At 55.4% G+C, this 23,361-nt stretch carries 16 protein-coding genes; 4 read left to right on the top strand and 12 right to left on the bottom strand.

What is annotated here, in order from left to right; translation table 11 throughout:
* Nucleotides 1–156: 156 nt before the first annotated feature.
* Nucleotides 157–1,344 (bottom strand): MFS transporter, encoded by a 1,188-nt coding sequence (locus AC6I8K_RS01920; RefSeq protein WP_483816668.1) that lies wholly within the window; start codon nucleotides 1,342–1,344, stop codon nucleotides 157–159.
* 103 nt (nucleotides 1,345–1,447) lie between these two features.
* Here AC6I8K_RS01920 and AC6I8K_RS01915 point away from each other — a divergent pair, with 103 nt between their 5' ends.
* The gene (locus AC6I8K_RS01915; protein ID WP_064737872.1) at nucleotides 1,448–2,398 is read left to right on the top strand and encodes a cupin domain-containing protein; all 951 of its coding nucleotides are present in this window, start codon (nucleotides 1,448–1,450) and stop codon (nucleotides 2,396–2,398) included.
* 3 nt (nucleotides 2,399–2,401) lie between these two features.
* On the opposite strand, the gene AC6I8K_RS01910 is transcribed toward AC6I8K_RS01915, so the two are convergent.
* The 7 genes from AC6I8K_RS01910 to gltP form a co-directional block, all read right to left on the bottom strand.
* Nucleotides 2,402–3,946, bottom strand: a complete 1,545-nt coding sequence (locus AC6I8K_RS01910; RefSeq protein WP_064737873.1) for a methyl-accepting chemotaxis protein — start codon at nucleotides 3,944–3,946, stop codon at nucleotides 2,402–2,404.
* 428 nt (nucleotides 3,947–4,374) lie between these two features.
* Nucleotides 4,375–10,452 (bottom strand): autotransporter outer membrane beta-barrel domain-containing protein, encoded by a 6,078-nt coding sequence (locus AC6I8K_RS01905; protein WP_497826145.1) that lies wholly within the window; start codon nucleotides 10,450–10,452, stop codon nucleotides 4,375–4,377.
* 889 nt (nucleotides 10,453–11,341) lie between these two features.
* Nucleotides 11,342–12,772, bottom strand: coding sequence for a PTS N-acetylmuramic acid transporter subunit IIBC (gene murP, locus AC6I8K_RS01900; RefSeq protein ID WP_497827214.1), 1,431 nt, complete (start codon nucleotides 12,770–12,772; stop codon nucleotides 11,342–11,344).
* Nucleotides 12,772–13,683, bottom strand: coding sequence for an N-acetylmuramic acid 6-phosphate etherase (murQ, locus tag AC6I8K_RS01895; protein ID WP_497826144.1), 912 nt, complete (start codon nucleotides 13,681–13,683; stop codon nucleotides 12,772–12,774). The genes murP and murQ overlap by 1 nt, the downstream gene beginning before the upstream one ends.
* A gap of 168 nt (nucleotides 13,684–13,851) precedes the next feature.
* Nucleotides 13,852–14,256: a type II toxin-antitoxin system HicB family antitoxin gene (locus AC6I8K_RS01890; RefSeq protein ID WP_483816665.1), complete on the bottom strand. Its 405-nt coding sequence runs from the start codon at nucleotides 14,254–14,256 to the stop codon at nucleotides 13,852–13,854.
* Between the two features lie 94 nt (nucleotides 14,257–14,350).
* Nucleotides 14,351–14,548 carry a type II toxin-antitoxin system HicA family toxin gene (locus tag AC6I8K_RS01885; protein ID WP_497826143.1) on the bottom strand — a complete coding sequence of 66 codons (198 nt, stop codon included), beginning with the start codon at nucleotides 14,546–14,548 and terminating at the stop codon, nucleotides 14,351–14,353.
* Nucleotides 14,549–14,727: 179 nt separating this feature from the next.
* Nucleotides 14,728–16,029 (bottom strand): glutamate/aspartate:proton symporter GltP, encoded by a 1,302-nt coding sequence (gene gltP, locus AC6I8K_RS01880; protein WP_483816664.1) that lies wholly within the window; start codon nucleotides 16,027–16,029, stop codon nucleotides 14,728–14,730.
* A gap of 581 nt (nucleotides 16,030–16,610) precedes the next feature.
* Here gltP and acs point away from each other — a divergent pair.
* The 3 genes from acs (at nucleotide 16,611) to actP (ending at nucleotide 20,840) form a co-directional block, all read left to right on the top strand.
* Nucleotides 16,611–18,566, top strand: a complete 1,956-nt coding sequence (acs, locus tag AC6I8K_RS01875) for an acetate--CoA ligase (RefSeq protein ID WP_497826142.1) — start codon at nucleotides 16,611–16,613, stop codon at nucleotides 18,564–18,566.
* A 298-nt stretch (nucleotides 18,567–18,864) separates the two neighbouring features.
* The gene (locus AC6I8K_RS01870) at nucleotides 18,865–19,191 is read left to right on the top strand and encodes a DUF485 domain-containing protein (RefSeq protein WP_064737881.1); all 327 of its coding nucleotides are present in this window, start codon (nucleotides 18,865–18,867) and stop codon (nucleotides 19,189–19,191) included.
* On the top strand, nucleotides 19,188–20,840 hold the full coding sequence (gene actP, locus AC6I8K_RS01865) for a cation/acetate symporter ActP (RefSeq protein ID WP_497826141.1): 1,653 nt from the start codon (nucleotides 19,188–19,190) through the stop codon (nucleotides 20,838–20,840). Before AC6I8K_RS01870 ends, actP begins: the two co-directional genes overlap by 4 nt.
* 78 nt (nucleotides 20,841–20,918) lie before the next feature.
* Here actP and AC6I8K_RS01860 read toward each other — a convergent pair whose 3' ends face one another.
* The 4 genes from AC6I8K_RS01860 to AC6I8K_RS01845 all read right to left on the bottom strand — a co-directional run bounded on the left by AC6I8K_RS01860 (nucleotide 20,919) and on the right by AC6I8K_RS01845 (nucleotide 23,341).
* Nucleotides 20,919–21,464 (bottom strand): YfaZ family outer membrane protein, encoded by a 546-nt coding sequence (locus tag AC6I8K_RS01860; RefSeq protein ID WP_008109987.1) that lies wholly within the window; start codon nucleotides 21,462–21,464, stop codon nucleotides 20,919–20,921.
* Nucleotides 21,465–21,602: 138 nt separating this feature from the next.
* On the bottom strand, nucleotides 21,603–22,145 hold the full coding sequence (locus tag AC6I8K_RS01855) for a YfaZ family outer membrane protein (protein WP_064737883.1): 543 nt from the start codon (nucleotides 22,143–22,145) through the stop codon (nucleotides 21,603–21,605).
* An 85-nt stretch (nucleotides 22,146–22,230) separates the two neighbouring features.
* Nucleotides 22,231–22,926, bottom strand: a complete 696-nt coding sequence (locus tag AC6I8K_RS01850; RefSeq protein WP_064737884.1) for an LrgB family protein — start codon at nucleotides 22,924–22,926, stop codon at nucleotides 22,231–22,233.
* Nucleotides 22,919–23,341 (bottom strand): CidA/LrgA family protein, encoded by a 423-nt coding sequence (locus tag AC6I8K_RS01845; RefSeq protein ID WP_064737885.1) that lies wholly within the window; start codon nucleotides 23,339–23,341, stop codon nucleotides 22,919–22,921. Before AC6I8K_RS01845 ends, AC6I8K_RS01850 begins: the two co-directional genes overlap by 8 nt.
* Between the last annotated feature and the right edge of the window lie 20 nt (nucleotides 23,342–23,361).

Raw genomic sequence — 23,361 nt, 5'->3', positions numbered from 1 at the left:
TTTATACAAACGGTTAAAAAACTGACATTTAGTTACAAGGCAGGATAAATGGCTGTGATAGGTGTTTATAAAAATTCATGCGGCTATCAATCAGGTCGCCATAAATGGCGACCTGACGGTGTGGTAGGAACGCCATTTATGGCGACCTGGCCGTTATTAACCGTGATGACGTACGCGGGTGAAGATGGTGATGGCAGCGAGCAGCATCAGCACACCGCTAGCGAGGAATACGCCGCCTGCACCTTGCAGATCAAACATCCAGCCACCGGCGGCGGCACCGGCGGTGATTGCCAACTGAATGGTGGCGACCAGTAAACCGCCGCCCGATTCCGCATCGTCCGGCACCGCGCGGGAAATCCACGTTGACCAACCGGTAGGCATCGAACCAAACGCCAGGCCCCACAGCGCGACACCCGCCGCCACCAGCCACGACACATCGCCAAAACTCACCAGCAGCAGCGCCGTCACGCTCATTACCAGCGCCATCGCCGTTAGCGTCAACGATACGCTGCGCGTTACCAGATAACCGGCCAGCGACGTACCGAAGAAATTCGCCACGCCAAACGCCAGTAGCACCAGCGACAGCTGATTAACGTTGAGCTGCGCTGTGCCTTCGAGGAACGGACGCAGGTAAGTAAAGAAGGCGAAGTGGCCGGTAAACATCATGATCACCGCCAACATGCCCCAACGCATCACGCTTTTACGTAGCAGATCCAACACGCCACCGCTGCGCGCTTTATTGACCGGCGGCATCGCGGGCAGCGTGAAGAACTGCCACAACAGTGCCAGCACGCCGAGCGCGGCCGTCAGTATGAAGATGTTACGCCAGCCGATAATGCCACCCAGATAGCTTCCGAGCGGTGCAGCAATAATGGTCGCCAACGAAATACCGCTAAACACGATAGAGAGCGCACGCGGCACCTGATCGCTCGGCACCAGACGCATGGTAATCGCCGTGGAAAGCGTCCAGAAGCCACCAATCGCAATGCCCAGCAGCACACGGGCCAGCAGAATCATCGGCAAATTCTCGGCAAAGGCCACCAGCAGCGCAGAAGCAATCAGCAATAAGGTAAACGCCAGCATCACTAAGCGGCGATCGAGCTGACGCGTCACATTGCCGATCACCAAACTGGTCAGCAGCGCCACCAGCGCGGTGACGGTAACGGTTTGTCCCGCCTGCCCTTCGCTAATATGCAGCGTGTCGGCAATCGGCGTCAGCAAGCTTACCGGCAGAAATTCTGCGGTAATCAGGCCGAACACGCCAAACGCCATGGCAAATACGGCGCCCCACGCCGGTTTGTCCACTTCTAAGGGTGTTTCGACTATTTCAGTATCCAGGCTCATCTGTGATCCCCATCACAAAATATTTAGCGTTAAGCATAGTGACTGATCATAAGACGATCTATGATGCAGAAACTTTGTTTTTTGATTATTCGTCTGGATTGATATGAGCCGCTATGAAGATCTGACCAGTGAATTGCTAATGGGCATGCGCCTTTATGGCGTCAAATATCAGCGCATTGCACTGCATGCGCCTTTTGGCCTGCAATATGACGATGCGCCAGGCCGTGCGCAACTGCATTTTGTTGGGCGCGGATCGTTACTGATCCGCTCAGCGTCAGGCGTGATCTATCCGCTCCAGGCCGGCGATGCGTTGCTGATCCCCCACGGCAAGCCACACGCGCTGATCTCCAGCGAAGAGGCGATGTGCGAACCCATCTCGACCTTTAATAGTCGGCCGATTTGCGCCAGCGTCTGCGCCATCGACGACAGCACAGAGCTCTGCCCGGATAATAGCGATGTGATTCTGTTCAGCGCTTGCATGGCATTTGAATTGGGCGGCATGCAGCCGCTGGTGCATACCATGCCAGATGTCATGTTGGTCAGCACACTTCTGGCGCAGTACCCGGAGATTCAGCCCATTCTCGATGCGATGGAGCGCGAAACGCGCCAGCGCAAAGCCGGTTTCGCCGGGATTTTGTCACGGCTGGCAGATGTGGTGGCGGCACAGATTGTGCGTGGCTGGGTGGAGAATGGCTGCGGTAAAGGCAGTGGATTGGTGCAGGCGCTGCGCGATCCGCGTCTCAGCCTGGCGATGGCAGCGATGCATCGCGCACCGGGTGAAAACTGGACGGTGGAACGGCTGGCGCGTGAATCCGGCAGCTCACGTTCGGTGTTTGCCGCGCGCTTCCAGACGGCAACCGGCATGACGCCGCTGCGCTATCTGACCGAACTGCGCATGCGGCTGGCGGTGGAACGTATCGTCAATGAGGGCGAAGCGGTGGAAAGCGTTGCCTTCCACCTCGGTTACGGATCACTGGCAGCGTTTAGCCGCGCGTTTAAACGTATTGTCGGCACGCCACCCGGCGCACTGCGCGCCGAGCGGGAAATTCGATAAGTATCAACGAAATACGCTAATCGCTTCTACCAGGCGATTAGCCTGATGCGTCATGCGGCCCGACGCCTCGGCACTTTCGGCCACACGGGCAGCATTTTGATGGGTGATATCGTCCAGGTCCTCAACCGCCGTGCTGACCTGCGTCAGCGCGATGGCCTGTTCAGCAGTGGCACCGCTGATTTGCGCGATCAAGGCAGTGACATTCTGCACCTGGTCGACAATCTCCTGCATGGTTTGCCCGGCCGCATCGGCGTGATCGCTACCCGACTGCACGCGATTAGCGCTGGTTTCCACCAGATGTTTGATTTCACTGGCGGCTTTGGCGCTACGCTGCGCCAGGCTGCGTACTTCACCGGCCACCACCGCGAATCCTTTGCCTTGCTCGCCGGCACGCGCCGCTTCTACCGCCGCGTTCAGCGCCAGAATATTGGTCTGGAAGGCGATGCCGTCAATTACGCTGGTAATGTTGGCGATGCGCTTCGAGCTATCGGCGATTTCGGCCATCATGCCCATCATCTCCTTCATCACCTCGCCGCCTTTAATTGCCGCAAAGCTGGTGTTTTCCGATAGACCATTCACCTCTTTGGCCGTTTCGGTGTTGCTCTTCACCGTCGCCGTCATTTCGTTCATGGTTGCGGCCGTTTGCTGCACATTGGCAGCGGCCTGTTCGGTACGGCGGCTCAGTTCGTCGTTGCTGCGCGCAATGGCATCGCTGGCGCCAAGAACGTTAATGGCCTGGCCGCTAACATCATCCACCAGCCAGCGAAACATCAGACCCAGCTGGCCGATGGCGCGCAGCGTGACGCCAATCTCATCGACGCGATCAATCTGTTCCACTTTATGGCTAGCACCGGTCGCCACGCTTAACGCCTGGCGGCACATGCGTTCCATTGGACGCGAAATTTGCTGTTCGAGCCACAGGCTCGCCAACAGCAAAATAGCCGCCATGCCGCCGGCAAAGCAGCCCATCGCCAGCGGTGCCATGCCCAACGACCAAACGCCCAGCACCGAGAGCGGCAGCAGCGTGAGCAAGGTTGAGCGAATACGCCAGCGCAGCGGCAGGGTTTTTAGCATCGATCCCATGCGACGCCAGCCGGTACCGACAATCAATCCTTTATGAAAGCGACGCCCTTTCGCGCGGCCTTCGCGGAAATCGCGGTAGAGCGCTTCAGTTTGTCGTACTTCCTCGGCTGACGGCTTGGTGCGCACCGACATAAAGCCCTGAACGTTGCCCTCGCGCACCACCGGAATGGCGTTGGCCCGCACCCAGTAGTGATCGCCATTTTTACGACGGTTTTTCACCAGCGCCGTCCACGGCTCGCCCTGCTTGAGGGTCGACCACATATCGGCAAAGGCTTCAGGTGGCATATCGGGATGGCGCACCATGTTATGCGGTTGGCCATTCACCTCTTCCGGGCTAAAGCCGCTGACTTCAATAAAGGCGTCGTTCGCGTAAGTGATGTGGCTGCTAAGATCGGTGGTCGACATCAGTGTGGCGTCATCGGCAAAGGCGAATTCGCGCTGAGTGACGGGCTGGTTGTTACGCATGTGTGTGTCCTTGCCAGAAGCAGGCTAAAAGAAAAAAATTGATAACGGTTTTTTACCTTTTCGGCACTGCGATGGCCTGGCTTTAGCGTCCATTTCAAATTAACCACAATAAAAAAGCCGCTATGCAGCGGCTTTCACATTTTTTAAGCATTCAAGAATTAATTAACGCGGTTTTAGATTAAAACAGATCCATCTTTTAATTTAAGCGCTCTACACGAGATTTCCCAAAGCCATTCACGTTGCAGCAAGGCGGCAAGCCGACTCAGCCCCGGGAGCATAGTTTACTATGTGACCGGGGTGAGGAGGTGCAGCCAACGCAGCTGCAGCGCGAATGGCACCGGGAAATCAGCCCCGGGAGCATAGTTTACTATGTAACCGGGGTGAGGAGGTGCAGCCAACGCCGCTGCAGCGTGAAGGGCGCCGGCAAATCAGAACTGCCAGCGAACGCCCACGTTATAACGCCATCCTCTGGCGCCGTTGCCGTCAATCTCTTTGCGATAATCAGCTTCAGCATACAACGACACGTCCTTTTGCAAGGTGGCGGTGCCACCCGCGCCCACTTCCCACATTTGACCAAAGTGACCGCTCTCGAAGCTCGCATTAAATGCCGGATTATCCACCGATGACACCGAGGTCTTCGCTGTGCCACCCCAACCTTTGTAATAGTTGGCGCGCAGATATGGCGTGTATTGACGATTGCTTTCGTCGGTCCAGGTGCGATCCAGTCTCGCGCCTAAACGACCGATCGTTTGGTTGTAGTTGCTATAGCGCACCTGATTACCATCTTCATCAACCAAGTCGTTCATGTTGAGCTTCATGTACATTAACTGCGCCTGCGGCTCCAGCTTATAACCCTCGCCCAACTCAAACGGATAACCGCTCTCCAGCGAGGCCGTCCAGCCGTGACCTTTCAGCTTTGCCACCTCTTGCTTACGCGCAATGTCAGTTTCACCACGATGCCAGTCGAATGACAATACGCCATCCAGATAGAAGCCGTTCTGGCGCTGCCAGGTGCCGTAAAATGCCAGACTGTCGCTGTCGAAGGTGGTGCTGCTGTAGCCATCGGCAGCGTGTGGGCGCAGACGGGTATTGCCACGCGTATAGGCCAGACCGCCACGCAGACTGTCTTTCTCGCCGTCGAGTTTTAACAGGTTACCGCCGATCTGCACCGCGCTGTAATCGAGGTCAAAGTCATAACCATAATCCCGGAACGTGCGATCACTTTTGTACTTAAGATTCGAGCCGATGTAGCGCACAAACATTTCACCCCCCTTGCCTTCCGGACGGGTTTGTTCATGGCGCAGTTCACCCAAGCGTTTATGCAAGTCATCAATGATCGCCGCCGTGTAGTACGCCAGGCCAACCGGTGCAGACACGTAAGATGGCACCTGCGGTACCACGGCCGGACGCGCATTGTTGTTTACCCGTGGAGCAGAACTAAACGGCGTGGTGACCAATGGTGAACAGCTGGTTTCACCCTGACACACGTAGGTGTTCGCCAGTCGATAGTCCCAGTAATTGTTGCCTGTACCGCTGACTAAACGCTGGCCAGGATCGCTGGCACCCGGCGCGAAGCTGTAAAGCTGATACTGCCACGGCCCCGCCGCCAGATATCCGCCCTGCAAGCCGAAGCTGCTACCGCTGCCGCTGCCAGCCACCTGCGCCAGAGAAATACCTTCGTACGCATCGATAGCGCCGGAGCGGTTAACATCGGTCAGTGCACCGGTGCTGGCAGCATCCAGCTTCACATTCAGTAAAGTCGTGCCGCTGGCATCGCCTTCTACATTGATGTGGTCGGTGAACTGATTACTCAGCGCGCCGCCCTGATTCAGGTTAGTGGCTATATTCGCCTCACCCCCTTGTGACGCGAGCGAGCCGTCGATATTCAGCGTATTACCTGGCGAACCGCTGCCATTGGTTAGATCGATGATCCCGGCGTTATTCACCACCAGCGAGTTGTCAGAGCCGCCCGCCAACGTTGGATTGACATTGTTACCGGCATACAGCGTTGAACCGCTGCCGATGTTGATATCGCTGTGCGCAAGCTTGAGGTTGTCGGTCAAGGTCCACTGTGAATTGTTGAAGTTGATGGTGCTCCAGCCGCTGCCGAGATTCACCCCTTTGCTAAGATCGTCGGTACTGAACGAGCCACCGCGTGATGCAATGTTATTGAAGCTTAAGGTGTTGCCGGTGCTGGTACCGCTGGTGAGGTGGTAGGTGGTGCCGAGATCGACGTTGCTCACCTCTGCCAGGTTGTTGTTGTCGTTGCCCATGGTCAGGCTGCCGTTGAGCGTGCCGCCGGTCCAGCGGAACACATCCGATCCGCCGCCTGGATTGATATCGCCCTGCACCGCCCCTTCGGTCAGCAAGATTTCGTCATCGGCGTTGCTACCCGCCACCGCCACGGTTTGTGGACTGGCGGTGGTGATGGTGCCGAGGTTCTCGAAGATGGTTTTACCGCCGCGTAAATCGACCACCGGCGATGTCAGGCTGTTGGAGGTGAAGTTGCCGGTATTGACGATGGTGCCGGCGGTGCTGGAAATCAGCGCCGATCCACCTGCTGCATTATCAATATTGACGTTGGCGGCAGTGGTGACATTGCCGGTGGTATTAGCACGGATGCCAGTGCCGCCTGCGCCAGTAACATTAAACTGGTAACCGGAGCCCAGGGTTAAATCGCCGTTAGTGGTGGAGCCATCGGCATTAACGATATTCAGGCCGGTGCCACTGCCGGACACATTGGTGGTCACCGTGGAGGCAGGGTCGAACGGTACCGCGGTGCGAATACCGTTACCGTTGCCGACGTTAATGGTGAGATTACTCAGGCCTACGTTGCTAAGCTCAGCGCGGTTCTCAATACCATTTCCGCTGCCGAGCACATTTACCGTAGCGTCACTGGCGCTCAGCGCTGTCGCCCCGCTATCCAGCAAGATGCCGTGCGCGTCGCCGCGCGTGGTGATCACCGTGTCGCTGCCGGTCAGCGCCAGTTGCGCGCCATCACTGATGCGCACGCCCGCGATGCCGTTATCAACGTTAATGGTACCGCCTTTCGCCAGCGTGCTGCCGCTGCCTGACACATCCAGCCCGGTGCCGTTTGCCACATTCACCACGCCGTTGTTGGTCAGCGTGCTGCCCGCGCGTGAGCGAATGCCGATGTTGTTACTGCCAGTAAGATTTACATTGCCAGTGTTGACCAGTTGAGCACCGTTGGTGACATCAAAACCTATCGCCCCGTTCCCTGCACCGCTCACGTTGCCATTGCTTGTCACAGTGGTGGCCGCTGCACTGCCATCCAGCGCGTTGCTCAGGTCGGTGCGCAGATTGTTGACCAGTACGCCAACCGCGTTGCTGCCGCTTAGATTAATGCTGCTGCCGCTATCCAGCGTGGCGTTAGCCCCGCCTTCCGCGCGGATCGCCGTGCTGCCCTGACCGCTGGCGGTGAAGTTGGCGTTGCTGCTATTCAGGCTGCTGCCGCTGCCCGAAATAATCGCGCCGGTCGTACCGCTGGCGCGGGTAGAGATAGTTGTGGGATTGGTAAAACTCAGCGTCGCCCCATCATCAATGCGATAGCCGGTTGAGCCGCTGCTGTTGATATCTAAAGCGTTGGTGGCTGAGCTGATGCGTGATCCGCTGCCCGCTGCGTGATAGGCAATTTGATCGGTGTTATTGAATATCGGCGCTGAACCGGCGGCGATATTCACCGCTGCGCCATTCAGCGCTTCCGCCCCGATCGCGCCCGTACCGTTGAGATTCAGCGTGCCGCCATTCAGGTTCGCTACCGCACGATTACCGCTGGCGCTGACGCCACGGCTGCGGCTGGTGGTGCTGCCGCCGTTGACGTTAATCGTGCCCGTATTATTAGCGGTGGTGGCTGAGGTGCTACCGCTGCTGTTCACCGCGATGCCGGTGCCGCCATCGTTGATGTTGATATTGCCGCTATTGGTGCCGGTTGCGCCGCTCTCCACGCGAATGCCAGTGGAATTGGCCCCGATGAAGGTAATATCGCCGGTGTTGGTCAACTGCGCGCGATTACGTGCCAGATAACCGGTTAATCCGCTCTGCGCTGCATTGAGTGATGCGGCGGAGTTCAGGCTGGTGCTGGCCACCGGCGAGCCGCTGTTTTTGCCAAAGATATCGTGTTTTTGCCCATCAACAATCGCGCCAATCGCGTTGCTACCGGTGAGATTCATGGTGGTGGCGGCATCAATGACGCCTTTTGCTCCGCCTTCAACGGTGATGCCATTAGCGCCGGTGCCGCTGACGTTAATTACCGCCGCATCCGTATTCACATCTGTGCCTGCGCCACTGCCAAGTACCGCTGTCGAACCGGCACCCGAGGCGATCAATGACAAGGCGTTACCGTTAAAGTCCGCGCCCTGCTCAACGCGGAACAGCGTGGAGTTCTGCGTCGTCACATCAAACGGATTATTTCCCAGTACATTAATCAGCGCATTTGGGCCGTAAGCGAAGAACGCGATTTGATTGGTGCCGCTGGAGAAGGTCGGCACCGCCGCTGGATCAACCGTCACCGTGGAGTTACCCCGTGCATGCACGCCAATCGCGCCATTGCCGCTGAGATTGATTGGGCCATCGACTGTGGCCTGTGCGCTACCCGTCGCGCCTTGCCCCTCAACCCACACGCCATAGTTACGCGTGCCGCTGGCTGGATCGGCCCCTCCCGCCACGTTGATGGTGCCGGTTGAGGTGGCGCTGGCGCTATTGCCGTTGGTCGCCAGCACTTTCAAGCCGGTGCCGTTGACGCCATTCAGATTAATGGTGCCGGCGTTATCAATGTTCCCGCCGCTGTTGGTCACCAGCATCCCGACGTTTTCACGCGGTATTGTGGCTGCGGCACCATTCACATTGATCACACCGCGGTTGATCAGGGTGGCGTTATTCGCGCCGGTCGCCGACATCCCCGCTGCGTTTTGCGTTTTTGTCCCGATGGTGATGTTGCCGTCGTTCACGGCGTTGCCGTTGGCGACCAAGGCGATACCGCTGGTGAGGCCACTCTGGTTCATTGCCGTGTCCGCAACCGCATCGCTCACGCTGTTTTGCGGCCCACGCCCAATGTAAATATTGCCGCTGGCGTTATTGGTAAAACTGGCAGTGGCATCGGTAAGCAGTACGCCAGAGGTGGTGCCGCGTGCGCTGGAACCGTTCACACCCACATTAATATTGCCGCTGTTATTCGCCGTCGCGCTGGCACCGAGATTGATTCCCGCGACGCCATATTGCGAATTACTGCCGGTGGTCGCGAGATTAAGAATGCCGTTGTTGTTAAAAGTACTGCCCGTTTGCACGGAGACGCCGTTGGCGCCGTAGCCGGTTGAACCAATGCCGGTGCCATCCTGACGATTAAGAAAACCGCCGTTGATCACGCCGTTATTGGTGCCGGTACTGTTATCGGTTAATACCAGCGCGGTGCCGTTATTGGTGACGCTGCCACGGCTGGCCAGTTTGCCATCAATCACCGCTTCTGCGCCGTTTGCGGCTCTGATCGCACCGCCGGTCGCGCCCACCACTTCCAGCGTTTTGCCTGCGGCCAGGTTCACTTTCGCGCCGCTGCCATTGGCCTCAATCACAATGCGATTGCCGATGGATTCGGTGACTTCATCCGGTGGCGTGGCGCTGACGTTGTAAACGATGTTGGCATTGGTGAAAGTGACGGCTTTGTTAAATTCGGTGAGATAGCGGGTTTTATCGAGATTGCCCGACTGCAATTGGCTTATCAGCCAGTTGTTGTAGCTTTGCAGTTGGCTGGCGTTGGTAACAGTGAAGCTGGTGCTTTTGCCATCCAGCGTTTGCACATTGAAGGCACCGTTGTAGGTGGCAAGGTTTTGTACCTGATAGCTGCTGGTCGCCGATCCCGTGCCGTCTGGCGTGGCGGTTGAGCCAAAAAAGCTGATGCGATTATTGCTGTTCCAGTTCACCGTACTGTTCGCGCCGACCGTAAACAGTTCGGTCTGTTTGGCAGCCATCGTCCAACTGTTAGTGGCGGCGCTGCTGGCTGCATTGGTCTGGCCGATATTCACATCCAGCGTGCCGCCGCCCGTGACATCTGCCACGCGGGCATCAATGTATTGTCCATCATTGACGTTCTGCACATCCGGCACGCTGGTCTCGCTGCTAACGGGCGCCAGAGCAACCAAACTGGCCGAGTTATAAACCTGGAAGGTACTGTTGGTGCCGGTGGCGGGATCGGGTGTAGTGATGGCGAAGTTTTGCGGACCGGGATCGAGACGATCCTGATTAAGATATTGCGCGCCTGAGGTAATCGCCACTTGTCCGAGCGTGGTGGTCACCGCGCCATCGCTACCGGCCGTGAACGCCTGGTTACCGGTCAGGGTTTGGCTGCCTCCATTGACAATAAGACTGCCGGTTTGATTGTCATTATCTTGCGGTGTGTAAGTCCCCAATGTAACAGCCTGACTTTGCATTGCTGGAATGAACAGCAACTGCGCCGCCAACATCCCTAAAGCGATAGGATTTAATTGAAACCTCATACTTCCTCCAGTGGGCGTGCAGCGTCCACGCTGTTATTGCAACAGCGTTAAATTCATCGCGAGGGGATAAAACGGCAGGTTAATACCAATCCCGGTTAGCAATCTCATTCGAGAACAACTGTGTGAAGAAATACGGTGCAGCGAAAAAAGGAGATCGAGAGTCGTTATAGATTTATTGGCTGTAGGTATAGACTTTTTTATCCAGTGATGCAAAAAGGAATTAAGGATAACTTATTGTGATAATGGATAAATATTTGCGAGGTTGGTTAAATAATATAAATAAATTAATACCATTTTAAAGTTAAGTGCTCATCTGCTATCCCCTTAATAAATCCTTTATTTATTCCTGATGCTTTACTTACAAATGGTCCGTACCCCGTAAAACTGTCAGTGCCGGGGTAAGCGATACGATGGAGTGCAAAAATGTGATTAGCATCACATTTAATTTGGTCGCAATGTATGGCGCTCAGGTCAGCGCGATTGTGCGTGCATCGAAAAAGTCGTCATTAATGACGCCCCTACAAAACAGGCAGCCATTATGCGGTTTGAAAATGCACTGCAGCAGCAGCGCGGGTGTTGAGGCGACATCCTAACCCGCTGAGCGAGTGAAAGATTCAAGGGCGAGCCGCATGGATGCGGTGAGAGGCGGCGCTGAGCAGGAGCGAATCGCCGCCGGTCCGTCAGGAATCGTGAACGAGTGAAGGCACCGCGTAGCGGCGGGTTGGGCTGGCGCAGGGCCCGGAGTGAAGAGGGCGTGGCCAGACGCCCTCTTCTCGGTCGCCGCACGGCTGCACTGAAACTGCCCCAGCCTGTGGCGAACGAAAGTCGCTCAGTGCTTAACTGGTCGGCATTACGCCATGAATGGCGACCCTACGGGATCGGGTGGAGTTTAACTTAAATCGACATTGCGGGTGCCCGCCCACCAGGTAATGGCGAATCCGCCAACCCACGCCACTATCAGCCCGGCAAGATAAACCGCCATACCGGCAAAAATGCCCTGTGATGAAGTCATTAGCGGCAATGTCACTAAGCCAGACGGCCCAAACACGGTATTCATGCCCACCGGCAATCCCAGCCAGGCCACCAGCCCAATAAAGAAGCCGCCCAGCGCGCCGCCAAAACAGGCGGTAATAAACGGCTTAAGTCGCGGCAGCGTAACGCCATAAATCAGCGGTTCGCCAACGCCAAGCAAACCCGGCACTATCGCGCCTTTGATCTGCTTTCGCAGCAGTGAGTTTTTATCTGCTTTGCACCATAGCGCCAACGCTGCGCCGACCTGGCCCGCCCCGGCCATCGCCAATATGGGAAATAGCGAATTAAAACCCTGGGTTTCCATCAGCGCAAAATAGACCGGAATAAAGCCCTGATGAATACCGAACATCACCGCGATTAAAAACAGTCCGGCGAGAATGGCACAGCCGAACGGATTGTTATTCAGATGAATGAATAACCACGACATGCCTTTAAATAATTCGCCGCCAATCGGCATAATCACCAGGAAGGTGGCGGCACCAGTAATTAATAATGTCAGCAACGATGTCAGAATCATATCGAGATTGTCAGGAATGATTTTGCGCAGCTGTTTTTCAACCCAGGCACCCAATATGGCCGCCAGCAGCACGCCAATAATATTGCCGCGCGGATCGATCACCATGCCGAAGAAATCTTGCATCCCACTGTAATAGCCAACCTTCGCATCAGGCACATAACCCAGCACAAACAACGAGGCAATAATGGCCCCGTTTACGCCGGTTCCGCCAAAGGCTTTCTGCGCATTGTAACCGATCAAAATACTCAGGAAGGTGAACAGCCCTTTACCGAAGACTTTCATATACGCCACGCTATCAAGCAGCCAGCGCGCATGTTCGCCGGGCTGATTGAGGTGGAAAATTTGCTCAATCAGCGTGGCAAAACCCAGCAGTAAACCCGCGCCGATAAATCCGGGGATCAGCGGCGTAAAGATGGTGGCGAAACAGGCGAGAAAGCGGTGCAGTGCGCTGGTCTGCTTCGCCTTCATCTGCTGCTTTTGCGCGCTGGCAATGCTGTGCAGATCGCCGGGGGACGCGGTATTGAGCAGCAGCTGCATCTTCTCGGCGGCGGTTTGTGCTTTGCCGGGACCCAGTACGATTTGCAACTGCGCGTCGCTATCAATCACACCCAGCACGCCCGGCAGCATTTTGAGCTTCGCGCTATCCACCCGCGCGGCATCGGCCAGCGTCAAACGCAGGCGCGTCATGCAGTTGCCGCACTGCACAACGTTGTTGGCACCGCCCACCGCATGCAGAATGTCGCGTACCACACCTTCAGTGATGGCGGCCATCATTGTGCTCCTGCGTCACGTAATGCGTTGCGAATAAAGCCCTGATTTTGATTCAGCAGTGATTTCGCGTCATCGGCATTTAATCCTGCCAACACCATCACTATCGCGGTTTTACAATGCCCCTGACATGCTGCCAGCGCCTGCTGCGCGGTAACATCATCACAGTCGGTGGCTTGTTTGACGATATTCACCTGGCGCTGCACCAGCTTCTGATTAGTCGCTTCAACGTCCACCATCAAATTGCCATACACTTTGCCGCGGCGAATCATCGCGCCGGTGGTGAGCATATTCAGTACCAGCTTCTGGGCGGTACCGGCTTTCATACGTGATGAACCGGTAACCACTTCCGGGCCGACTACCGGCGTGAGCGCCACATCAGCGGCCTGCGACATCGGGCTATTCGGATTACAGGTTAAGGCCGCCGTAAACGCGCCCTGCTGACGTGCATACGCCAATGTGCCCAGCACGTATGGCGTGCGGCCGCTGGCAGCAATGCCCACCAGCACATCGTTCGCATTAAACTGGATATCCCGCAGATCCTGCGCGCCCTGCTCCACATTGTCTTCAGCGTTTTCCACCGCTTGCAAAATCGCGGTGTGGCCACCGGCAATCAGCCCGACAACCTGCGTGCGCGGCGTGCCAAAAGTCGGTGGACATTCGCTGGCATCCAGGATCCCCAAACGACCCGATGTACCCGCGCCACAATAGATTAGACGGCCACCTTTACTGAATGCCTCGGCAATCGCATCCACCACCTGCGCAATCTGCGGCACGATGGCTTCTACCGCCAGCGCCACTTTTTTATCTTCATCATTGATCACGCGCAGCATGGCTTCTGTCGTCAGCTCATCAATGTTTTGGCTGGCGGGGTTACGCCCTTCGGTAATCATCTGGCTGAGATCGATCTGCATGGAATGCTCCTGTGAGAGAATAATTTATTCTATAAACTATATATCAAAAAGAATTGTTAATTCCTCCGGCATCTGAGATTTTTTGTTCATAGGTCTGGATGCCATGTGCCAACAAAAAAGCCTGCATAAGCAGGCTGAATTGATGATGCGAAGTTGCGGATAATGTGTTTATGTCTTGGCCAACTCTCTGCGCGCTAACTCCGCTAAGAATCCACTTCTTGAACCATACTCCCGATGTTCCTCAACGTAACGATCGATACGCGCCAACAAGTTTTGTGCAATGGTGATGTTTAACTTAATTGCCTTGCCATCATATTTGCTTAAATCGACATCCACATAAGCCCAGGCACCGCCCTGACAATCTTCATTATCAAGATGTGCATCAAAGGTTTTCGCCTCAGGAATTGAACCACCGTCATCGACAGTGAACTCTACGTGCGCGTCTATCGCTTCCGCTGCATCTTGTATTGTGTTCTCGAAGGTATCACCTGCGAAATAGCATCCGGTCACATCGGGTACAAACCCTGAGTAAGTGCCACTTTCTGTCTTGTGGATGTAAATTGGATATCTCATTTGCAACCCCCACCAGCTTTGGCTGGCTTGCTATAACGTGCAAAGCACTGGAATAATTTATTGCCGAAATTTGGCGCGCAAAGCGCGCCTGTTTTCACATCTGTTTAAGTATGGTGTTCAACGTGCCCGTTGAAATATCTTTTGTCGGGTGAGGGACCGCAATTGCATACCTCACTCCGTCCTTTTTGAAAATGTGATGACTTCCTTTCACCCTTTTTTGCACCCACCCATTTCGCTCTAATAGCTTTATTAATTCGCCACTGGTCAATCCAACCTCCCTGAACCCTGGCATGCAGTTATTATACCCACCATAACCACGTTCAACAATATTTATGGTTATAGTGGGTATTGATTTTAAACAGGTGCATGTTTAGAGGTTATGAGACATGTCTGCAGCGGGCATAAAAAAACCCGCCGATGGCGGGTTTTGATGCATAGCGGTCGCCATGAATGGCGACCCTACGGCTTACATTAACTGGCGCTTTGCGTGCGCAGCTGCTGTTCGTAGGCGGCAGCCTTTTTGGTGTCGAACTGGTCTTCCCAGCGCGCAATCACCAATACCGCCAGTGCGTTACCGATCACGTTCAGCGCGGTACGCGCCATGTCCATGATGCGATCCACACCGGCAATAAACGCCAGGCCTTCCAGCGGAATGCCCACGCTGCCCAGTGTCGCCAGCAGTACCACAAAGGAGACGCCCGGCACGCCGGCGATACCTTTGGAGGTCACCATCAGCGTCAGCACCAGAATGATCTCGTCAGTCAGCGACAGATCAATCCCATACAGCTGGGCGATAAAGATCGCCGCGATGCTCTGGTACAGCGTTGAACCATCAAGGTTGAACGAGTAACCGGTCGGCACCACGAAGCTGGTGATGGCTTTCGGCGCACCGTAGGCTTCCATCTTCTGCATAATGCGCGGCAGCACGGTTTCTGAACTCGAGGTGGAATAAGCAAGAATCAGCTCGTCTTTCAGAATGCGCATCAGCGTCGTAATGCGCAACTTACAGAAGCGCGCCACCGTGCCGAGCACCACGAAAGCAAAGAACAGAATCGCCACGTACACCAGCAGCACCAGCTTGGCCAGCGGATAGAGCGAGGCAAAACCGAAGTTGGCAATGGTGACGGCAATCAGCGCAAATACGCCGACCGGCGCATAACGCATGATCATGTGCGTCACTTTAAACATGGTTTCGGAAATAGAACGGAATACCGTGACCAGCGGATCGCGATGTTCCGATGGCAGCGCCGACAGCCCCATACCAAACAGCACCGAGAAGAAGATAATCGGCAGCATGTCGCCCTTCACCAGCGAGGCGAAGATGTTCTGCGGGATCAGCGACAGAATGGTGGTCACCAGACCGTGTGGAGCGCCCTGCACAGCTTCCGTTGTGGCTTCGTATTTAGAGATGTCCACCGTTGCCAGCGTTGACATATCAATGCCGCTGCCGGGTTGGAATACGTTGGCCAGCGTGATGCCGACCACAATGGCAAGGGTGGTGATCACTTCAAAATAGACGATGGTTTTGACACCAATACGTCCGAGCTTTTTCGCATCGCCGACGCCAGCAATGCCGACAATCAGAGAGGAGATAACAATCGGTACCACGATCATCTTGATCAGATGAATAAAGATGTCACCCGCTGGCGTCAGAATGTTAGTGATTAACCATTCACGATCGTCGGGCTGATTATGCAGCACGGTTCCCACAATCACGCCCAGAATCAGCGCAACTAAAATCTGCCATGCAAGGGTGAACTTAAAACCTTTCATAACGCGTTATTTCCTCAGTAAAAAACCCCTTTGCTCTGCTGCGAAGGTGCAGGAGAAATGTCACACAGGGAAGTGAGCAAAAGCCCGATAAAATAGAGGGTTATTTATGACTGCGTCGGTTACAGCTGTGCAGGCATTTTACGCCTACGTAGTGATGCAGTCTGAGTTGATACCTGCTGAACAGGGCCGAGATAAGTACCATTTTCACTACGGTAAATGCAACCCCCGGCGCGATAGCGCAAATCTTATTCAGGTTAGTAGCATAAAATGCTGACAAAGGTGAGCGGCCATAACTCGCTGTTATGAAAAGTGTTAATTCGATAATTTTCAGCATAGCTATGCAAGATTGCGCAAAAAGCGGCCCGGCTCGTTTGCTGATTATTTGCACAATAGAGGCAGCGATCTCTTAGGCTTAAAGCAGCAGATCGCGCTGCTCGCGCGACGTTTTTACCAGGCAATGACGGGGAATTTGGCGGTGCTAAAAGGTCGTGATCCAGACTACAAAACAGAAACAAAGCCCTGTCGTGGTCTTCAATTAACCATTGATTGACATATGATTAACATCTTCAAGGAGGTCAGCCATGAGCCAAATACATAAGCATCCCGTACCCGCTGCCATTGCAGCGAATGCTCTTATTAATGCCGATCAGTATGCGGCGCTGTATCAACAATCGGTTGACGATCCCGACACCTTCTGGGGTGAGCAAGGCAAAATTCTTGACTGGATTAAGCCTTACAGCAAAGTGAAAAACACCTCCTTTGCCCCCGGCAATATTTCGATTCGCTGGTATGAAGATGGCGCGCTGAATCTTGCCGCTAACTGTCTCGACCGTCATCTGGCCACCCGTGGCGATCATCCCGCTATTATCTGGGAAGGTGACGACGCCAGCGAAAGCAAAACCATCACCTTCCGCGAGCTGCATGCGGACGTCTGTCGCTTTGCCAATGTGCTTGTAAGCCTTGGCGTGAAGAAAGGCGATGTGGTCGCAATTTATATGCCGATGGTGCCCGAAGCTGCCGTCGCCATGCTGGCCTGCGCGCGCATTGGCGCGGTGCATTCGGTGATTTTCGGTGGCTTCTCACCGGAAGCGGTGGCCGGACGCGTAGTCGATTCCAACGCGAAACTGATCATCACCGCCGATGAAGGGGTGCGTGCCGGTCGCAGCATTCCGCTGAAGAAAAATGTTGATGATGCCCTGAACAATCCGAACGTCACCACGGTGAAAAATGTGGTGGTGTTTAAGCGCACCGGTAAAGATTCCGGCTGGCGTGAAGGCCGCGATTTGTGGTGGCACGATCTGGTGGCAAAGGCCAGCGATCAGCACGAACCGGTCGCCGTTGATGCCGAACATCCGTTATTTATTCTGTATACCTCCGGTTCCACCGGCAAGCCGAAAGGTGTGCTGCACACCACCGGCGGTTATCTGGTGTATGCCGCCAGTACCTTTAAGTATGTGTTTGATTACCATCCTGATGATGTTTACTGGTGTACCGCTGATGTCGGCTGGATCACCGGTCACAGCTATCTGATTTACGGTCCGCTGGCGTGCGGTGCTACCACGCTGATGTTTGAAGGCGTACCGAACTGGCCGAAACCAAGCCGCATGGCGGAAGTGGTGGATAAACATAAGGTGACGCTGCTGTATACCGCGCCAACCGCGATTCGCGCCCTGATGGCCGAAGGCGATAAAGCGATTGAAGGTACCGATCGCAGCAGCCTGCGCATCATGGGTTCGGTGGGCGAACCGATCAACCCGGAAGCCTGGGAGTGGTATTACAAAAAGATTGGCGACAGCCGTTGCCCGATTGTTGATACCTGGTGGCAAACCGAAACCGGCGGCTTCATGATCACCCCGTTGCCGGGCGCGACCGAGCTTAAAGCCGGTTCCGCCACCAAACCGTTCTTCGGCGTACAGCCCGCGCTGGTGGATAACGAAGGGAACGCGCTGGAGGGCGCAACCGAGGGTAACCTGGTGATCGTTGATTCCTGGCCAGGCCAGGCGCGTACGCTGTATGGCGATCACGATCGTTTCGAACAAACCTACTTCTCCACCTTCAAAAATCGCTATTTCAGCGGTGACGGCGCGCGCCGTGATGAAGATGGTTATTACTGGATCACCGGTCGCGTCGATGACGTGCTCAACATTTCCGGCCATCGCCTCGGCACCGCCGAGATTGAATCGGCGCTTGTGTCGCATCCGAAGATTGCCGAAGCCGCGGTGGTAGGCATTCCGCACAGCATCAAAGGCCAGGCAATCTACGCCTATATCACGCTGAATCACGGCGAAGAACCATCGCCTGAGCTGTATACCGAAGTGCGTAACTGGGTGCGTAAAGAGATCGGCCCGATTGCCACACCGGATGTACTGCACTGGACCGACTCGCTGCCAAAAACCCGCTCCGGCAAGATTATGCGCCGTATTCTGCGCAAAATTGCCGCCGGCGATACCAGCAATCTCGGCGATACCTCTACGCTGGCCGACCCGGGCGTGGTAGAGAAATTGCTGGAGGAGAAACAGTCCATCACCATGCCGTAGTCGGCAGCGACCCGACGGAGAGTGTCAGCTTGTCCACGACAGGTTCCTCTCCGTCACCTTTACCTTACGCCGTATGCTTTTCAACATCGCACAACCCATACCCAAAATAATTCGAGCTGCAGGAAGGCGGCAAGGATGAGAATTCCAGGAGCTTACTGAAGTAAGTGACTGGGATGAGTCATACGCAGCCAACGCACCTGTAGCTTGAAGTATGAAGGGTATATATAACTAGAATATTCAGCCAGTTAAATCACTTTACCGTGAGATTTCCGTCTGCCTTGCCTCTGGAGAAAATGTGATGAACGAAACCCCTGAACAGGAAGCAATCTGGCAACAAGTTGAGCGTAATCCGCGCTTTAATGAACTGGTGCACAAGCGCCAGGCGTTTGCGCTGCTGCTGAGCGTGATCATGCTGGTGCTCTACATCGGCTTTATTCTGCTGATCGCCTTCGCACCCGGCTGGCTCGGCACGCCGCTGCACGCGGGCACGAACGTCACGCGCGGCATACCGATTGGCGTCGGTTTGATCGTGATGTCGTTTGTACTGACCGGCGTCTACGTGTGGCGCGCTAATGGCGAATTTGATCGTCTGACCAAACAGATCCTGAGCGAGATAAAATCATGAAGCGCTTACTCTCGATGTTTTTGGCCATCGTGCCCGCCAGCGTATTTGCCGCCGATGCCATTACCGGCGCGGTGCAACGCCAGGCCACCAACTATGAAGCCATTATTATGTTCGTGGTGTTTGTCGCGGCGACGCTGGGTATCACCTATTGGGCCTCGAAACGTACCCGCTCGCGCAGCGATTACTACACCGCGGGCGGCAATATCACCGGTTTCCAGAATGGACTGGCCATTGCCGGCGACTTTATGTCTGCCGCCTCCTTCCTCGGTATTTCTGCCCTGGTTTACACCTCCGGCTACGACGGGCTGATTTATTCGCTTGGCTTCCTCGTCGGCTGGCCGATGATTCTGTTTTTGATTGCCGAACGCCTGCGTAACCTCGGACGCTATACCTTTGCCGATGTCGCGTCTTATCGCCTGGCGCAGAAACCGATCCGTACGCTGTCAGCCTGCGGTTCGCTGGTGGTGGTGGCGCTGTACCTGATCGCGCAGATGGTGGGTGCCGGTAAACTCATACAGCTGCTGTTTGGCCTCGATTATCATATCGCGGTGGTGATGGTCGGTATTTTGATGGTGCTGTACGTGCTGTTCGGCGGCATGCTGGCCACCACTTGGGTGCAGATCATCAAAGCGGTACTGCTGCTGTTTGGCGCCAGCTTTATGGCGATTATGGTGATGAAAGCCACCGGCTTCAGCTTCAACACGCTGTTCACCGAAGCGATGGCGGTGCATCCGAAAGGCGCGGCGATTATGCAGCCTGGCGGCCTGGTCAAAGATCCGATATCGGCGCTGTCACTTGGCCTGGGCTTGATGTTCGGTACCGCCGGTTTGCCGCATATTCTGATGCGCTTCTTCACCGTCGCCGATGCGCGTGAAGCACGTAAGAGTGTGTTCTGGGCCACCGGTTTTATGGGCTACTTCTACTTCCTGACCTTTATCATCGGCTTCGGTGCAATTTTGCTGGTGGGATCTAACCCGGCCTTTAAAGATGCCAGCGGCGCGCTGCTCGGCGGCACCAACATGGCGGCGGTGCATCTGGCCAACGCGGTCGGCGGCAGCCTGTTCCTCGGCTTTATCTCGGCTGTGGCTTTCGCCACCATTCTGGCGGTGGTGGCAGGTTTGACCCTGGCGGGAGCTTCCGCGGTGTCACACGATCTCTATGCCAGCGTGATCCGCGAAGGTAAGGCGACGGAACGCGATGAGTTGCGTATCTCGAAGATTACCGTTTTGGTATTGGGCGTCGTGGCCATTGCGCTGGGGATCCTGTTTGAGAAGCAGAACATCGCCTTTATGGTCGGACTGGCATTCTCAATTGCCGCCAGCTGTAATTTCCCGATCATCTTGCTATCGATGTACTGGTCGAAACTCACCACGCGCGGCGCGATGATCGGCGGCTGGCTGGGGTTAGTGACGGCGGTACTGCTGATGATTCTCGGCCCGACGATTTGGGTGCAGGTTTTGGGGCACGAGAAGCCGATCTATCCGTATGAATACCCGGCACTGTTCTCCATGCTGGCGGCGTTTATCAGTATCTGGCTGTTCTCGATTACCGACCACTCAGCACGCGGTGCGCAGGAACGTGCCCGCTTCCGCGGACAGTTTATTCGCTCGCAGACGGGAATTGGGATTTCGCAGGGTAAATCGCATTAGATGCGGTGATTGACCAGGTCGCCATGAATGGCGACCCTACTGTGTAGGGTGCGCATTAATGCGCACCTGGTTAAATCATTAGAAACGCAGTGATGCGCCGACGTAAGGGCCATCGACCAGGACGTTATCTTTGCGGCTGCCTTTGTTGTTCAGCTCGATGTACTGGTAACCCACACGCAGGTTCAGCAGAGAAATCGGCGTGAAGCTCAGGCCGCCTGACGCTTCCTGGTAGCTATCCAGACGATCGGAGAAGGCTTCTGGCGCATAGTAATATTCGCCGTACAGGCCCCACATGCTGTTGAAGCTGTATTGCGCGGCGCCACCCACTGCCACGGTGAAGCCATCACGGCCATCTTCCGGATGAGTGAACAGCGCTTTCGCGGTAGGTGCAATGCGGAAATCGCCCACATCGATGTTGTAGCCCAGACCCGCACCATAGGTGCTGCCATCGTGATCGCTGCGCAACCAGTTGCCTTTCAGGAACAGGCCTGGTGAAGTGGTGCCAAGGCCAAGGTTCAGGTTGGTGCTATGCTCACCCACGTCAACACTGCCCTCAATTGCCTGCGCGCCGCTGCTCAGCAGTGCCAGACCCAATACGCTTCCAGTAACAAGTTGCTTTAACATGTGATTCCACTCCATGAAGGACAATTAATTCGGCGGCAAGGGTACCAGCCTGGCGACGAGAGACAACATTATTTGGAAAGCTTTACGTAAAAATGGATTACAGCGGGGAAAAGTGGCCGCAAAAGGCCACTGGTCAGATTAGAAACGCCAGGCTGCGCCGATAAACAATCCATCGATTGAACGCTGGGTGTGGTACTCATGCAGGCCACTGCCGAGATAACGATAGCCGGAGCTCAGCGTTAACCAGTGTGCGGGTTGGTAATAGATACCCGCTTCAAACTGATGCAGGTGATCCAGCTTGTAGGTGCTGAAATTTGGCGCCAGGCTAAAATCGAGGTAGAGCCAGGTATGGCGAGCTTGTGGCAGCGGTGCCATCGCCCGTATACCGGCATTGACGCCATAGCTGGATGTTTTATCGTGGTTCAACTCAGCCCAGAACAACCCAACGCGTGGCACGACGCGCAGTGCCCCCAGCGCTACGCCGTAACCCACATTAGCGTCCAGCAATTCTGACTGATGTTTTGCATTCACATATTCCACACCGTATTGCAGACCTGGCGCGGTTTTTTGGCTGTTGATGGCGGCAGCAAAGAAATCACTCCCTCCCTTTACACCGATTTCCTGAGCGTTTACCCCAGCGGAGGCCAACAGGAGCCCCATTGCAAAATAATTACCTTTCATTTTTTCGCTTCCTTATTGTTTGAGCGAGCAAACAATAAGCAAAGCGAAGAGGTGGCTGTATGAGCCTTGACTCAAAACAAGCGCATTACGCCGCCCACAATAAGTGGCTTAACAGCGGCGCGAGAATGACGGTGACCACGCCAGACAGCATCATCACCAGGCTAGACACCACGCCTTCCTGCTGGCCAAGTTGGTAAGCACGCGCGGTACCTGCGCCGTGTGATGCTGCACCGAATCCCGCACCTTTGGCGACGCCCTGTTTGATGGCAATACGCAGAAACAGCACATCCCCCACCGCCATGCCGAACACGCCGGTGATCACCACAAACAGCGCCACCAGATCCGGCTGGCCACCAATGGGCTGCGCAGCCGCCAGCGCAAACGGTGTGGTAATTGAGCGCACCGCCAGGCTGCGCTGGATGGTTTCCGGCAGCGTCAGCCAGCGCGCCAGCCACACCGAACTGCATACCGCCACCAGCGTTGCTGTGAGCACGCCGACGCTGAGCGACAGCCAGTGGCGCTTGATGATCTCGAGGTTCTCGTACACCGGCACGGCAAACGCCAGCGTTGCCGGGCCGAGCAACCAAATCAGCCAGTGGCTTTCGGCGATGTAATTTTTCCAGCTCACGTGGGTGAGCAGCAGCAGCGCCACCAACACCAGCGGGGTCAATACCAGCGGCATCAGCAGCAGCGTACGCCAGCGACGGTAGAGCATTTTATTGATGTAATAGACCAGCAGTGTGAACGCCAGACACAGCAGGCTAATCAACAGATCATTCATGAAGTGCCTGCTTGCGCGCAGCGCGCGCCAGTTCGAAGCGATATAAACGATCGACTACTAATGACGTAGACGCCAGCACCAGCAAAGTACTGACGCCAATCACCACGCAGATGCGCCAGCCTTCGCTGCGCAGTAAATCACTGTAATTCACCACCGCCACTACCGCCGGAATAAAGAACAGCAGCATTTCCGCCAGCAGCCAGTTGGCACCGGCCTTCACCCAGCGCAGCGGCACAATGCGGGTCATAATCAAGATCAGCAGCAACACCATGCCGACCACATTGGCGGGCAGCGGCAGATGCAGCCAGCTCACCAGCTTGTCGCTGAAAATAAATAAACCAACGTACAGCATCAGCTGCAGCGGAATAAAAGTACGTTGCAGGAGATCCGTTCTGCGCGGACTTAACGCCATCATTGCCTTTCACCCTGTTGAAG

Source organism: Pantoea sp. X-Soil-ISGK-421, from assembly GCF_059730785.1.
This window is presented reverse-complemented; position numbering and strand designations above follow the sequence as displayed.

Bases quoted from the DNA above. Each gene is read 5' to 3' on its own strand.
- actP (WP_497826141.1), top strand. From the start codon at position 19,188: ATGAAGCGCTTACTCTCGATGTTTTTGGCCATCGTGCCCGCCAGCGTA.
- gltP (WP_483816664.1), bottom strand. From the start codon at position 16,029: ATGAAAGGTTTTAAGTTCACCCTTGCATGGCAGATTTTAGTTGCGCTG.
- AC6I8K_RS01910 (WP_064737873.1), bottom strand. From the start codon at position 3,946: ATGCGTAACAACCAGCCCGTCACTCAGCGCGAATTCGCCTTTGCCGAT.
- acs (WP_497826142.1), top strand. From the start codon at position 16,611: ATGAGCCAAATACATAAGCATCCCGTACCCGCTGCCATTGCAGCGAAT.
- AC6I8K_RS01860 (WP_008109987.1), bottom strand. From the start codon at position 21,464: ATGTTAAAGCAACTTGTTACTGGAAGCGTATTGGGTCTGGCACTGCTG.
- AC6I8K_RS01870 (WP_064737881.1), top strand. From the start codon at position 18,865: ATGAACGAAACCCCTGAACAGGAAGCAATCTGGCAACAAGTTGAGCGT.
- AC6I8K_RS01885 (WP_497826143.1), bottom strand. From the start codon at position 14,548: ATGCCAGGGTTCAGGGAGGTTGGATTGACCAGTGGCGAATTAATAAAG.
- AC6I8K_RS01845 (WP_064737885.1), bottom strand. From the start codon at position 23,341: ATGATGGCGTTAAGTCCGCGCAGAACGGATCTCCTGCAACGTACTTTT.
- AC6I8K_RS01915 (WP_064737872.1), top strand. From the start codon at position 1,448: ATGAGCCGCTATGAAGATCTGACCAGTGAATTGCTAATGGGCATGCGC.
- AC6I8K_RS01920 (WP_483816668.1), bottom strand. From the start codon at position 1,344: ATGAGCCTGGATACTGAAATAGTCGAAACACCCTTAGAAGTGGACAAA.
- AC6I8K_RS01905 (WP_497826145.1), bottom strand. From the start codon at position 10,452: ATGAGGTTTCAATTAAATCCTATCGCTTTAGGGATGTTGGCGGCGCAG.
- AC6I8K_RS01855 (WP_064737883.1), bottom strand. From the start codon at position 22,145: ATGAAAGGTAATTATTTTGCAATGGGGCTCCTGTTGGCCTCCGCTGGG.
- murQ (WP_497826144.1), bottom strand. From the start codon at position 13,683: ATGCAGATCGATCTCAGCCAGATGATTACCGAAGGGCGTAACCCCGCC.
- AC6I8K_RS01890 (WP_483816665.1), bottom strand. From the start codon at position 14,256: ATGAGATATCCAATTTACATCCACAAGACAGAAAGTGGCACTTACTCA.
- murP (WP_497827214.1), bottom strand. From the start codon at position 12,772: ATGGCCGCCATCACTGAAGGTGTGGTACGCGACATTCTGCATGCGGTG.
- AC6I8K_RS01850 (WP_064737884.1), bottom strand. From the start codon at position 22,926: ATGAATGATCTGTTGATTAGCCTGCTGTGTCTGGCGTTCACACTGCTG.